The sequence below is a fragment of the Peribacillus sp. V2I11 genome (genome assembly GCF_030817135.1).
Classification (GTDB): domain Bacteria; phylum Bacillota; class Bacilli; order Bacillales; family DSM-1321; genus Peribacillus; species Peribacillus simplex.
In genome coordinates this window covers 4,103,707-4,116,293 of the sequence record NZ_JAUSYW010000001.1, presented here as the reverse complement: position 1 = coordinate 4,116,293, position 12,587 = coordinate 4,103,707, and the positions used below count along the sequence as shown (strand labels likewise).

General features: G+C 43.5%; 13 protein-coding genes. 1 reads left to right on the top strand and 12 read right to left on the bottom strand.

Annotation, left to right across the window (positions count from 1 at the left end):
- Window positions 1–4: 4 nt before the first annotated feature.
- The 4 genes from QFZ73_RS20080 to QFZ73_RS20065 all read right to left on the bottom strand — a co-directional run bounded on the left by QFZ73_RS20080 (window position 5) and on the right by QFZ73_RS20065 (window position 3,509).
- Window positions 5–1,141: a bifunctional cystathionine gamma-lyase/homocysteine desulfhydrase gene (locus tag QFZ73_RS20080; RefSeq protein WP_251428765.1), complete on the bottom strand. Its 1,137-nt coding sequence runs from the start codon at window positions 1,139–1,141 to the stop codon at window positions 5–7.
- Window position 1,142: 1 nt separating this feature from the next.
- Window positions 1,143–2,066, bottom strand: coding sequence for a PLP-dependent cysteine synthase family protein (locus QFZ73_RS20075; protein WP_307269879.1), 924 nt, complete (start codon window positions 2,064–2,066; stop codon window positions 1,143–1,145).
- A gap of 92 nt (window positions 2,067–2,158) precedes the next feature.
- Window positions 2,159–2,854, bottom strand: a complete 696-nt coding sequence (mtnN, locus tag QFZ73_RS20070; protein WP_251428771.1) for a 5'-methylthioadenosine/S-adenosylhomocysteine nucleosidase — start codon at window positions 2,852–2,854, stop codon at window positions 2,159–2,161.
- Window positions 2,855–2,870: 16 nt separating this feature from the next.
- Window positions 2,871–3,509 (bottom strand): class I SAM-dependent DNA methyltransferase, encoded by a 639-nt coding sequence (locus tag QFZ73_RS20065; RefSeq protein WP_251428774.1) that lies wholly within the window; start codon window positions 3,507–3,509, stop codon window positions 2,871–2,873.
- A gap of 156 nt (window positions 3,510–3,665) precedes the next feature.
- On the opposite strand from QFZ73_RS20065, the gene QFZ73_RS20060 reads away from it, so the two are divergent.
- Window positions 3,666–3,878 (top strand): DUF2536 family protein, encoded by a 213-nt coding sequence (locus QFZ73_RS20060; RefSeq protein WP_048682770.1) that lies wholly within the window; start codon window positions 3,666–3,668, stop codon window positions 3,876–3,878.
- 67 nt (window positions 3,879–3,945) lie between these two features.
- Here QFZ73_RS20060 and QFZ73_RS20055 read toward each other — a convergent pair whose 3' ends face one another.
- The 8 genes from QFZ73_RS20055 to mltG form a co-directional block, all read right to left on the bottom strand.
- Window positions 3,946–4,653, bottom strand: coding sequence for a YrrS family protein (locus tag QFZ73_RS20055; protein WP_307269866.1), 708 nt, complete (start codon window positions 4,651–4,653; stop codon window positions 3,946–3,948).
- A 75-nt stretch (window positions 4,654–4,728) separates the two neighbouring features.
- Window positions 4,729–6,492 carry a peptidoglycan D,D-transpeptidase FtsI family protein gene (locus QFZ73_RS20050; protein ID WP_307269862.1) on the bottom strand — a complete coding sequence of 588 codons (1,764 nt, stop codon included), beginning with the start codon at window positions 6,490–6,492 and terminating at the stop codon, window positions 4,729–4,731.
- A 122-nt stretch (window positions 6,493–6,614) separates the two neighbouring features.
- Window positions 6,615–7,091, bottom strand: a complete 477-nt coding sequence (greA, locus tag QFZ73_RS20045) for a transcription elongation factor GreA (protein ID WP_063232968.1) — start codon at window positions 7,089–7,091, stop codon at window positions 6,615–6,617.
- A 304-nt stretch (window positions 7,092–7,395) separates the two neighbouring features.
- A complete protein-coding gene (udk, locus tag QFZ73_RS20040) occupies window positions 7,396–8,034 on the bottom strand; it encodes a uridine kinase (RefSeq protein ID WP_251428783.1) in 639 nt (212 codons plus the stop codon).
- 1 nt (window position 8,035) lies between these two features.
- Complete coding sequence (locus QFZ73_RS20035; protein WP_144479406.1) at window positions 8,036–9,307, bottom strand: peptidase U32 family protein; 1,272 nt, start codon at window positions 9,305–9,307, stop codon at window positions 8,036–8,038.
- Window positions 9,308–9,339: 32 nt separating this feature from the next.
- Complete coding sequence (locus tag QFZ73_RS20030; RefSeq protein WP_307269856.1) at window positions 9,340–10,269, bottom strand: peptidase U32 family protein; 930 nt, start codon at window positions 10,267–10,269, stop codon at window positions 9,340–9,342.
- Window positions 10,256–10,921, bottom strand: coding sequence for an O-methyltransferase (locus QFZ73_RS20025; RefSeq protein ID WP_307269853.1), 666 nt, complete (start codon window positions 10,919–10,921; stop codon window positions 10,256–10,258). Before QFZ73_RS20025 ends, QFZ73_RS20030 begins: the two co-directional genes overlap by 14 nt.
- A 261-nt stretch (window positions 10,922–11,182) precedes the next feature.
- On the bottom strand, window positions 11,183–12,319 hold the full coding sequence (gene mltG / locus QFZ73_RS20020) for an endolytic transglycosylase MltG (RefSeq protein WP_251428792.1): 1,137 nt from the start codon (window positions 12,317–12,319) through the stop codon (window positions 11,183–11,185).
- Window positions 12,320–12,587 lie beyond the last annotated feature (268 nt).

The window sequence follows — 12,587 nt, the reverse complement described above, 5'->3', positions numbered from 1 at the left end:
CCGGTTATCCTTGTAGCGCTTGTTCCAAGTCTTCCAATAAGTCTTCTACGTCTTCCAAACCGACTGAAATGCGAATCAACCCATCGGTTATTCCAAGCTCTGCACGGCGCTCAGCCGGAATGGAAGCATGTGTCATCAAGGCTGGAATGGAAATTAAGCTCTCCACCGCCCCCAGACTTTCCGCAAGTGTAAAGAATCTCACTTTATTCAAAACGGACTCGGCTTTTTCGGCACTGCCGACATCAAATGAAACCATACCACCGAATCCACGTGATTGTTTTTTGGCAATATCATGATTTGGGTGGTTTTCAAGACCTGGGTAATAGATTTTCGAAACATCTTTATGCCCGGATAGGAAACGTACGATTTCAGATGTATTTTTTTCATGTTCTTCCATCCTGATTCCCAGCGTTTTAATGCCTCGCATCAGCAACCATGAATCCTGGGGCCCTAGCACGCCTCCTGTAGAGTTTTGGATGAAATGAAGGTCATTGCCAAGTTTTTCATCATTCACCACGACAAGACCCGCTACAACATCGCTGTGTCCCCCCAGGTACTTCGTAGCGCTATGAAGCACGATATCGGCTCCAAGTGTAAGTGGATTTTGCCAGTATGGCGTACTGAAGGTATTATCCACAATGGTGAGGATGCCGTTTTCTTTAGCGATTTTTGAAACTTCTTCCAGATCGGTGATTTTCAATAATGGATTCGTCGGGGTTTCAATGAACAGTGCCTTCGTATTGTCCTTTATCTCTTTTTCGATCGAGTGTATGTCACTCGTATTGATGAACGTAGCTTCCACCCCGAAGCGGTTAAGCACTTTAGTGATGACCCGGAAAGACCCTCCATAAACGTCATCGGTCATCAATACATGATCACCTTGACTGAACAGCATCATGACCGCGGTCATCGCTGCCATTCCTGATCCGAAGGCGAAACCCCTTTTTCCTTCTTCGAGATCCTTGATCAATTCTTCGAGGGCATGTCGGGTTGGGTTGCCCGTACGGGAATATTCATATCCCCGATGATTTCCCGGACCATCCTGTTTATAGGTGCTCACTTGATAAATCGGCACCGAAACCGCTCCTGTTTTTTCATCACCAAAAATGCCGCCATGGATCAATTGCGTTTTTTTTCTCATTTTACATTCCTCCCTGATAAATTTTTTTGCTTAAGTATCGTTCACTGGAATCCGGAAATATGACGACGATATTCGACCCCCGGGAAGCCCTGGCTGCTTCTTTCATGGCCGCTGCAAATGCCGCGCCGGAAGAACTGCCGACAAGAAGGCCTTCTTTGATCGCCAATTCCTTTACCATATGGAAAGCGTCACGATCGCTTATCGTATGGATTTGATCAAAATACGTTTCATCCATATAGGCAGGTAAAAATTCCATCCCGATCCCCTCTGTTTTATGGGGTCTTGCTTTGCCGCCGTTTAAAATCGATCCTTCTGGTTCGACAATGACCGTTTTGACAGCAGCGTTCTTTTCTTTTATATATCGCGATGTTCCCATGAATGTCCCGCCCGTCCCGGCACCGGCAACAAACACATCAACATCGCCTTCCATCTGTTCCCATATTTCAGGTCCCAGCGTTTTAAAATATGCATCAGGATTGGATGGGTTGGCGAACTGCTGGGGACAATAAGATCCCGGAATTTCAGCCAGCAGCGCCTTAGCCGTGGCGATTGCTCCTGCCATCCCTTCCTCTGTCGGGGTCTGGATCACATTTGCTCCAAGGGCACGCATCAATTCCTGTTTCTCGGCACTGAATTTCTCCGGAACGCAAAATATCACGTTCACTCCACTGTTTATCGCAGCCAACGCCAAGCCAATTCCAGTATTTCCGGCAGTCGGTTCGATGATCGTCCCGCCCTTTTTCACCTTCCCCGTCTGTAACGCTTGGGCTAACAGTTCTTGACCAAGCCGATCCTTCACACTGCCTCCCGGATTAAAGTATTCCAGTTTGGCAAAGATACGGACTTCATCCGGAAGCGGGAAATGGGTGATTTCCATCATCGGCGTTTCCCCTATCAACTCATGAATGTTTTTAAAGACTTTCATATTTGGACATCCTTTCATAGTTATCCTACCAATTTAATGAGGATTATGCAATAAAGAAATCAGCAGAAAGGCTTCCGCTGATCACTTACCATTCATTTCATTTTTTCAACCATTTTCAAAATCAGTGCCGCTGAATGAAGAGCCGCTGTTTCCAGGAATTTATCAAAGGAAATATTGGACTCCTTACCTGCGATATCCGAAAGGGAACGAATGATGACAAACGGTGTTTTGAACTGGAAGGCTACCTGAGCAATGGCAGCAGCTTCCATTTCCACCGCATATAAATCAGAGAATTTCCCTCTGACGAATTCAACCCTGACAGGATCATTCATGAAAGAATCCCCCGTCACGATCAACCCTTTCGCCACTTGTATATCCTCGATTTCTTTTGCTGCTTCTTCTGCGACCGCGAGAAGCTTTTCATCCGGGATGAAAGCTGCAGGCAGCTGAGGGACTTGACCGTACTCATATCCAAAAATCGTCACATCGACATCATGGTGCCGTACTTCCGTGGATATGACCACATCCCCTACATTTAGTGCTGGATGATAACCGCCGGCTGAGCCAGTATTGATGACGGCATCCGGTTTGAATTTCTCTAACAGGATCGCAGTGGACATTGCCGCATTCACTTTACCGATTCCCGATTTAAGCAAAATGACCTCGACACCATTCAGTGTGCCTGTATTGAACTCGGAACCCGCAATGGTCACCCGCTCCAAACCTTCCAATTTATCACGTAAAATTGTAACTTCTTCTTCCATTGCTCCGATTATGGCTACTTTCATTAGTAAAAACCTCTTCCTATAATTTTTCCGCCTCCATAATCCAGACAAATTGATTGCAGCGCTCGAAGTTCACATTATATCCATTTTCTTCAAGCACTTTTTCCAAAAAAGGAATCGTAGTATAATATTCCGTTTGCAAATCGTTCGCCAAATTATGAAAGCCTGCCTGCCTTGCATCTTGAATCGCTCGTTCATGCGCTTCCCTTGATTGATACATCGTATCCGCAAACACTATTTTACCACCAGTATTCAGTAACTTTCCATAGTTGACTATCGCTTTTTCTTTTTCTTCATCGGTTAAATGGTGAAACGCGTACGTACTCACGATCGAATCAACCTGTTCCGGCTGCGGAAAATCGATAAAATCGCCATCTGCAATTTCCGTTTTTCCGCGCAGCTTGCTTAACGCTATTTCCCTCATCGCGGGTGAAGGTTCTATTCCCGATACCTTTAGGTCTTTATTCAAAAGCCTTTCCGTCAAATTCCCGGTACCCACTCCGAACTCCAGCACATGACCATGAGCCCGATCCGTGACGCTGTCCAATATGCTATCATAATGTTTAAAAACCTCTTGATACTCAATATCGTGTCCACCAACCGTATCATCATACGATTTCGACCATTCTTCAAATAAATCTATGAATTCTCTGCCCATTTTTAATCACCTTTTATGATAAGATAATAAAACCTATAAGCATAATATGAAATAAACACAGAAACAGTTCTTGTTTTTTTAGGCAAATTCATTAGGTTCAGATTCGGCCAAAATGGTGTTAAACTAAAAGTATCTGAATGTTGGAGGGGAACAGTCATGAGTTTTCAACTCGACTTAAACTTATTCGAAGATAAAATAGAATTTTTCGAGGCAGAAAGCATTAAGAATCTTGAAGAAAAAATTCAATCACAAATTGAAATCAATAAAGCGATCATGCTCCAGGTGGAATCCGTGTCACACCAAATGTATGTAAGTGAAGAAGGCAGACGTTTTTATAGTGCAGTCGTCCACTTTAAAGCAAAAAAATGATCACCATGAAAAACCCCCGAAAAGTGGAATTCCTTTCGGGGGTTTTTCGTTTATACATTTTTGACCATTACCTTTTATCGTTTGTCTTCAGCTCTTCGACTTTTACAGGTTTCCAACCCGATCCGTCCACCCATTCAATATAAACGCGGAAGGTTTTAGGATTATCTCCTTCAGAAACGGTACCGATTGCCGTGGTGGGCGAACCGCCGTTTTGCAGCCACCATAGCTTCATGCTGCCTTCATCGATTCCAGCTCCACTTGCTATGGCTTTACTCATTTCATTCCAATCGACCGAGCCCTTTTCAAAGCTTGTAGTGTGCTCACCGGATTGCTCAGTTCCTACTGGTTTCCAGCCCTCACTTGTATATGTAGCTGCAACATTGCCATCGCCGCTGCCTTCCACTTCCACAAGTTCGGCATCTCCTGCTTTTTCTGGATCTGCATCATCTTCAGCCTTCTCTTCTGCATCTTCGTCTGTTGCTTTACTATCTTCTTTTTCTGCATCTTCTTCTGTTGCTTCACTATCTCCTACTGCGTCTTCCTTCTCGGAATCCATTTCTTCCTCTTTGCCAGCAGGTTTGTCCACTTCTTTCCCCTTATCTGTCTCGGCGATTTGCTTTGGTTCAGTCGTGGCTTTTTTTGATTCGGTTCCATCATCACTTAAGAAAATCGTGACTGCGACAATGACGATTAAAATGGAAACGATGGCGATTGCAATATTATATATTTTATTTACTTTTCTTTTTTGATCTCTCTGATTGAAACGTGAGCCCAAGGTCCATTCCTCCCTTACCATTTCTTACTGCCTCATTTTAACATGATTTGGCCAGATATAGAAGGGAAGGGTTTCCTACTCTTTTCGCCAATTCTCGCTATTGTCCTGGTCCTTGGAGTACAGGACTTTTACAATATCTGAAAAAAGAGGCGTCATGCTGGAACTGTTTTCCTTCGTTTCAAAACTTACGGTAACAAGAGCATATTTGGGATTTTTATATGGAAAGTAGCCCGCAAACCATTTATTGAGCTTCCCTTTTTCGATATTGGTCTGAGCTGTTCCAGACTTGCCAGCGACCTCAACAGGCAAATCTCTCAAGGAAGCGCCCGTCCCTTTCTCTTCCGTCACGACCTTCCTAAGAAGATGCTGCATCTTCATCGTTGTATATGGAGACAGTGTTTCGCCGCCAATACTTTGATTGGGAAAATCGACTACGGTCGTACTATTGTTAAATTCGACCTTGGAAACGGCTTTGACCTGTTCCTTCTTGCCGCCGCGGGCAATCGTTGCCATCATATTCGCTATCGCTAATGGTGTCGTTTGGACATCCTGCTGGCCAATTGCTGTTTTGGCAATCATTTTGGGATCTTTTTTTAAATCGTCATCATGCCAGACCTTCCCGGTTTGTTCATGATGCAATTGAGTAACTTCGGTGTGATAGACGTCCCCTTGCCAGCCCGTTTCACCAACCAACCCTAACATTTTTGCATATTTATCCAAAAACTCGGGATCCTTTTCAGCTATTTCCTGTGACAATTCGGCAAATGTCCTGTTGCAGCTTTGGGCAAAGCTATTTTCAAAATTAAGCATGCCCAGTTCCCTCTGTTTATCCGTTTTGCCGTCTATCGTCAAATTACAATTAAATGTCCGGGTGGGACTGGCCGCTTCATAATCGATGGCCGCTGCTGCCGTGACCGTTTTAAAGACGGAACCCGGCGTTTTTTGAGTCAGCATCATATTGACGGCCCCTTCGCCATTCGGATCTTTTATATTAAGCGCCGGACGTGATACCATGGCGACGATTTCACTTTTTTCAATATCGATCAGTACGAGACCGCCTTTTTTTATCCCGCGTTCATCGACGAGTTTCTCCGCTTTCTCCTGAATTTCTTTATCGATCGTCGTCACGACCTTCACCGGGTAAAGCGGATTCGCAGGTTCCACATATTTAACATCGACACCGAACATTGGGCCTCCACTGGCGTCCACGTGAAAAACGAGCTTTGATTCACCTGAAGAAAGCAAAAACTCATCGAAGGTCCTTTGCAGCCCCGTATTGCCTATTTTCGTTTCAGGAGATAAATTCATGTCCGGATAACGTTTTTTCTTTTCCGCATCAGATATATTCGTCGTTCCGATCAACTGCGCGGCAGGGGTTTGTTCAGGATATAATTTCTCGTTCACGGCAAAGACCCCGGGAATCTTCAATTCATTGATTGCCTTCGATTGGCTGGACGTCAACTCTATCGGATCATCCCCCCCAAAGACGAATGGTTCATCCGCTTGTTCTATCGCCCGTTTTAATTCCGCTTCCGATTTGCCTATTATCGAGGCCACTTCATCTATAGGCCATGTCATTTTTTTCAAAAATGGAAATAGGACGAGCGTCGGGATTTCTTCATGTGCTAGCGGTTCCCCATTTCTGTCATAAAACTTTCCGCGTCCATCATCAATCTTTAATATCTGTGAACGCTGATTCACGCTTGCTTCTAACAGGTTCACATCATGCTTTGAAAAAGATTCTGTCGATATAAGTTGGATGTAGGCAAGCCTGCCAATGAGCATCAGCATAAAAGTGGTCAAAAAAAGAGCCAGCAACCTCATTCGTTTCTTTTTCATAAAATACACCTCGTAACCATTGTTGACGAGGTGCGAATTTTTAAACAATTATGAACAAATTTAACGCGGCATTTTTCCGATAAAAAAGAGGATGCCCCATGGACATCCTCTTTTGCATTTAATTAGCTGATGGAAACAATCTTGACGCTCATTTCGCCGCCAGGTGTCATGATCGATACCTTGTCGCCGACCCTTTTCCCTATCAGGCTTTTCGCGATTGGGGAATCATTGGAGATTTTCCCTTCGAATGGATCCGCTTCAACGCTTCCTACGATGGAATATGTTTCTTCGTCACCATTTGGAAGTTCCACGAATGTTACCGACTTTCCAAGTGAAACTGTATCTGTATTCGTATCATTGCCTTCAATGATTTTTGCATTACGGATCATGTTTTCGATTGTTGTAATGCGTCCTTCAACGAAAGCCTGCTCTTCTTTTGCGGAATCGTACTCTGAGTTCTCGGAAAGGTCCCCAAAACTGCGGGCGATTTTGATTCTTTCCACCACTTCTTTACGTTTAACCGTTTTTAACTGTTCCAGTTCCTGTTCAAGCTTTAACTTACCTTCTTTAGTCATTGGATATTCTTTTTCAATTGCCAAAACCCTTCACTCCTTCAAATTCTTACAGCAAGCATTTGCTGTGACAAGTTTATGTACTATATAGTGCTTAACCCTGAAATCGAGTCAAAATATATAATTGCGCGCCTTAAAAAGTACGCGCTTCGATACTAAGAAACAATCCGTTCCTTAGTATATAAACCGACTGCGGTGAGCAGCCGGTTCGTTCTGTATCAAGAATAGAGTATTGCGTTTTCCAACATTTGTCCAGTCTTTCCCAATAAATAAATGGGATTATTTAAATAAACGGCGGAAAAAGGCCCCTATCATTATTTATGCTATGTTATTACAAAAAAGACTTTTGTTCAAGGATTGTTTGAATTTTTGTCACCATAAGGTCAATCGCCACATGGTTCTGACCGCCTTCTGGAATGATGATGTCGGCATAACGCTTCGTCGGTTCTATGAACTGATTATGCATCGGACGGACTACACTGATGTATTGTTCGATGACGGAATCTATGGAACGGCCGCGTTCTTTAATATCACGGGTCATCCGACGAAGGATCCGCAAGTCTGCGTCAGTATCAACATACAACTTCATATCCATCAGGTCTCGGAGGCGCTCATCCTCCAGCACAAGAATCCCTTCAAGGATGATCACATCCTGGGGCTCAACGGTGATGAATTCTTCTGAACGCGTATGGATCGAATAATCATAAACGGGTTTTTCTATCGTTTCATAGCGCAGCAATGCGTTAATGTGATCGATAAGCAAATCATTATCAAATGCAAGCGGATGATCATAGTTCGTTTTCAAGCGCTCTTCAAAAGGCAGATGACTTTGATCTTTATAGTAATAATCTTGTTCGATCATCAAGATGGAATGTCCTTGAAAGAATTCAAAAATGGAACGGGTAACACTTGTTTTACCTGATCCCGACCCTCCTGTAACTCCGATGACCACTGGTTTCTTTCTTGTCATGTCAATTCTCCTTCCGCATCATATTGTTCACATAAACTCTATTATCTACTTGAATGCGGACAATTTGAAGCGGATGGCGGGCTGCCTCCAGCTCCTTACCTGACTCATCCCAGATCGTACCTATTTTTTGAGTGAAGTTTTCGATTTCCGGTCCAAAAAACTCCACTTCATCCCCAGGCTTGAAGAAGTTGCGTTGCTGCATGGTAACGATTTTAGTTTCCTCGTCGTAATCAAGCACCAATCCAGCGAAGTCGAAGCGAGTCTTTACGGTATGATTCCCGAACATTTGCTGTTTATACCCAGGAATTTCCCCTTCCATGAACGATGATGCCGTCTCACGGTTCGCACACTTATCAAGCTCTTCCAGCCATTCTTGTTTAATCTTGAAATTGTCCGGATCGGCACAATACGCATCAATCACTTTACGATAGACGCTGACAACTGTAGCGATATAGTGAATGGACTTCATTCTTCCTTCGACTTTCAAGCTGTCTATGCCAATTTCAATCATGCCTGGCAGTGATTCAATCAGCTTCAAGTCTTTTGGACTCATTGCGAATGGAGCATCTTCTTTATCGAATAAAGCCTTTTCCCCGTCTTGATCCAACTCATATAAATCATAATCCCAGCGGCAAGACTGACAGCAGCCGCCGCGGTTCGAATCACGCGCCGTCATATGGTTCGAAAGGGTGCAGCGTCCAGAATAGGCAATGCACATGGCCCCGTGAACGAAAGCCTCGATTTCGATGTCGACCTTCTCTTTCATTTCACGGATTTCATCAGCACTTGTCTCACGTGCCAAAACAACCCGCTCCAAGCCTTCCTCTTTCCAATACTGTACAGCCTTCCAGTTCGAAAGCGATTGCTGTGTGCTTAAATGGATCTCGACATTCGGAGCGACCCGTTTACAGGTTTCGATGATTAATGGATCGGCGACGATGATACCATGAACCCCAGCCTCCTGAAGACCTTCCAGGTATTCATCCAGACCATCGATATTTTCATTATGTGCGAAGATATTTGTGGTTACATATACTTTAGCGCCATACTTTTTAGCGAATTCGACGCCTTCCTTCATTTCCTCAAACGTGAAGTTTCCGGCATTGGAACGAAGACCATATTCCTGACCGCCAATGAACACGGCATCCGCGCCGTAATGAACGGCAATTTTTAATTTTTCCAGATTGCCGGCCGGAGCCAGCAATTCCGGTTTTTTTACAATGACTCTCTTTCCATCAACGATCTTGGAAATTTTATCAGCAATAGCATTCAAGGCTATTCCTCCTCTTTCTCTTACCCTTTTCTTTAATAAACCGATTCTTTAAAGAAGAACCCGGTATCCAACTCACGGCTATCCGGCTGAACCGCTTTGACTTTTTCAAAAAGATCCGATTTCCTATCATCATACCGGTCAGGGTCTTCAGCACATACGTCAATCGCTTCCCGATATAACTTTGTCATTTCCACGATATATTCCGGTGTTTGTAATACCCCTTCGATTTTCAGCGAATCAATTTCCGCATCAATCAATTCCTGAAGTTCATCAATCATGCACATATCATTCGGACTCATGATATGTGTACCATTTTCATCTTCATAAATCGGGTATTTATTTTCACGTTCCTTATCATGCAAGAACATATTTCTATGTTCCTTCCGATTTTCCACTTCCAATGCCTTGCCTTGGTATTCAAAGTAATTGCCCAAGAGAGTACGCTTCGATTGGAACATGCATGTCATGCCGTGCACTTGCACTTCAATCTCCACTTCGGCATTTTCCTTCATTTCCACTATCTCGTCCAGACTTATCTCACGGGCAGCCACGGCACGGACAGCACCGCGTTTCCCCCAATAATTACATGTGTACCAGTTCGTAACCGTCATCTCTGTATTCCAGTGCAGGGGCATATCGGGTGCCACGGCACGGACAGCCATTAAGACTGCGGGATCACCGAATATGATCCGGTCGGCACCAGCCTGCTTAAGGAAAGTGACATACCCTTCAAGCTCATCCACTTTTTCATTATGAAAAATGGCATTCATGGATACGTATACTTTCTTGCCCGCGGCATGCGCAAGCTCAATCGCCTTCTCGACATCTTCACGTTTGAACTCCCCTGCCAGCCTAAGCGCATAACGTTGTTCGCCAATGACGAAGGCGTCAGCGCCAGCATCGATGAGTTCTCTTATATGATCGACACTTGTCGGAGTCACGAGTAATTCAGGCTTTTTCATTTTTGTCACCTCTATGTTTACTAATGGCCACACCATCACCAATCGGCAAAATTACCGTATCGAAATTTGGATGTTCATGTAACCAGATGTTAAAGTCTCTGATTTTTTTGATGAGAGCTCGCTTTCTTCTCGTCATTTCCATGTCTTCAATGTTTTCGGCAACCAGGCCTTTGAATAAAACATTATCTGTAATGATGATGCCAGCACCAGCAAGGAATGGTTCAAACAGTTCAAAGAATCGCTTGTACTGCCCTTTAGCTGCATCAACGAAGATGATATCAAACGGGCCATGTTCCATCACTTTCGGACCCGCTTCAAGGGCATCCCCTTCAATGAGGGTAATCCTTTCCGACAGTCCCGCCTTCTTGAAGTTGGCCCTTGCCTGCTCAATACGGGCTTCATTCCGTTCAAGTGTGACGATTCGAGCTTCCGGAAGGGTCTCGGCCATCCTTATGGCCGAATAGCCAATCGCCGAACCTACTTCCAATATCGCCTTTGGCTGATGAAGCCTTAAAATCTGAAGCAGCACCTCAATGCCTTCTGGCTCCATGATCGGCACATTATTTTCCATCGCAAAATCTTCCAACTCCTTAAGCAAACCCGTACGCTCCGGAATTAAGGAATGAAGATATTGTTCTATTTTTCCGTTCAAAACGTTTCCTCCAATTATAAGGAAAACAAAAGCGCTTGGTCAGTAACATGAAAAAATTGATTGGACAATTTCTTCACAAGGAGCTGAAACAAGTATGCTTGACAATCTACATTTCCTTATCTTTCAAAATAAAACCCGGCATTCGCCGAGTTACGTCACCGATTAAAATCGGATCAAAAATTCACTTGTACTATTCTATCATAAAAACAAGGGGAAAGTAATATCCCTCCCCCCTCAGTCTCATTTCATTTATTTATTTATTTATTTATTGGAAATATGCTCTGCCTTTTTGTTATTGTGGTCATCCAAGGTCTTGGAGTAAAGGACTTCCCCTTCAGGTGTTGCCAAAAAGTACAGATAATCCGTTTTCTCAGGCTTCAGTACCGCATCGATCGATGTCGTTCCTGCATTGGCAATCGGCCCTGGCGGCAGCCCCTTGTTCTTATACGTATTATAAGGGGATTTCACCTCAAGGTCTTTATAAAACACCCTGCTCTTATGTGAACCCTTCGCATACAAAACGGTCGGATCCGTTTGAAGCGGCATATCTTCCTCAATACGATTGTAAAAGACGGATGCTATCTTTCCGCGATCGACTTGTGCCGTCGCCTCTTCTTCAACAAGCGAAGCGAAGGTCAGCATCTGGTGTACGGAATAATCGTTCTTGTCCATTTGGCTCTCGTAAGCCTGCAAGGTCTCTTCCGTTTTCTTCAGCATCTCGATGACGATCGATTCCAGGGTCGGCTTTTCCTCATAAAAGTCATAAGTAGCTGGGAAAAGGTACCCTTCAAGCGGATATAAAACCTTTTCATTTTCAATTTCCGATGTCAAAAGCTGCGGAAATTTCTCTTGCATGGAATTTACGAACTTCTTATCATTCAATTTCTTAAAGACCTTTTTCGGATCTTCACCCGTCTTCACTGCGATGATATCGGCAATTTGGATAAGCTGCTTTCCTTCAGGAATCGTTATTTTCATTGCAGCTTCCTTCATGAGTTTTCCGGTTTTGATGCTTGTGACGATATCTTCAATTGGCATGGAAGGTGATAATTTATACTCCCCTGCCTGAAAACCGGATTCATTGCGGAATTTAATATAATATTTGAATACGCGTGCGTCCTTTATTATTCCCTGCTCTTCAAGCAGTGTTGAAATTCCGTTAACGGAAGAACCGATTGGGATTTTCACTTTCTTGATGGTGTCATCATCTGGATCGACTGGTTTCATGGCTGAGTTGATATATAAAAAGCCGACAAGACCAACTATCCCAATTAGTAAAATAAGCGAAGCTATCGTAATCATGATGATTTTACGAACCTGCTTGGCTTCTCCTTGCTGTTCTAACAATTTCATTCGGATATGTTCCTTTTTAGATAAATTTTTATCTTTTTCATCCATTTTCATTCCCCCTGCAAACTCACACCAACCACAGAATGGTTTCTAGAAGATGCTTTCTCTAATTAATCTTTGCTTCGAACATTATACTAAAATCAACAAATAATTACATGTTTTTTGCAAAACTACATTCATCAATACTCTATTTATGGCAAAAACGCACTACTTTTGTCAATATAAATAGGAAAATAGTGATACTTATCTCTTCAGCTTAAAAAATGCACCAAAATTTATTTCCTGCATGTGTTAGGCATTTGAGGAAATGACAGGA

Bases quoted from the DNA above. Each gene is read 5' to 3' on its own strand.
- mtnN (WP_251428771.1), bottom strand. From the start codon at position 2,854: ATGAAAGTAGCCATAATCGGAGCAATGGAAGAAGAAGTTACAATTTTA.
- mltG (WP_251428792.1), bottom strand. From the start codon at position 12,319: ATGGATGAAAAAGATAAAAATTTATCTAAAAAGGAACATATCCGAATG.
- QFZ73_RS20030 (WP_307269856.1), bottom strand. From the start codon at position 10,269: ATGAAAAAGCCTGAATTACTCGTGACTCCGACAAGTGTCGATCATATA.
- QFZ73_RS20075 (WP_307269879.1), bottom strand. From the start codon at position 2,066: ATGAAAGTCTTTAAAAACATTCATGAGTTGATAGGGGAAACGCCGATG.
- QFZ73_RS20080 (WP_251428765.1), bottom strand. From the start codon at position 1,141: ATGAGAAAAAAAACGCAATTGATCCATGGCGGCATTTTTGGTGATGAA.
- udk (WP_251428783.1), bottom strand. From the start codon at position 8,034: ATGACAAGAAAGAAACCAGTGGTCATCGGAGTTACAGGAGGGTCGGGA.
- QFZ73_RS20065 (WP_251428774.1), bottom strand. From the start codon at position 3,509: ATGGGCAGAGAATTCATAGATTTATTTGAAGAATGGTCGAAATCGTAT.
- QFZ73_RS20050 (WP_307269862.1), bottom strand. From the start codon at position 6,492: ATGAAAAAGAAACGAATGAGGTTGCTGGCTCTTTTTTTGACCACTTTT.
- QFZ73_RS20060 (WP_048682770.1), top strand. From the start codon at position 3,666: ATGAGTTTTCAACTCGACTTAAACTTATTCGAAGATAAAATAGAATTT.